This window comes from Parachitinimonas caeni, assembly GCF_030129945.1.
GTDB classification, from domain to species: Bacteria; Pseudomonadota; Gammaproteobacteria; order Burkholderiales; family Chitinimonadaceae; genus Parachitinimonas; species Parachitinimonas caeni.
Genome location: NZ_JARRAF010000279.1, coordinates 1 through 255, shown reverse-complemented (window position 1 = coordinate 255; position 255 = coordinate 1). Strand labels below are relative to the sequence as shown.

The 255-nt window shown below is 61.2% G+C and carries 1 protein-coding gene; it reads left to right on the top strand.

All coding sequences use genetic code 11. The features are described 5' to 3' along the window. Positions 1-52: 52 nt before the first annotated feature. A partial coding sequence (locus PZA18_RS25885) for a hypothetical protein (protein WP_284103527.1) occupies positions 53-255 on the top strand: 203 nt, incomplete at its 3' end.

The following is a 255-nucleotide window of genomic DNA, read 5'->3' as shown; positions in this document are numbered from 1 at the left end:
TATTGACCACACGCTGAGCTACACACATCAGACGGTCAAGCAAGGCAGCCTCGTGCTCGACCTCTCTTACCTGTACGACGAGCCACAGGTAAAACTGGCCTCACAGAACAACCCCGACAACCCCGAGCTGTACTTCTCGCTGACGCCGAACCGTGGCCCGAACCTGCCGACCGCCAAGCCGCTCTACGGCAAGCTGCGGCTGGGCAAGTCCCCAGTAGTGATGATCGACCCGCAATTCCAGCGGCCGGAGGCACC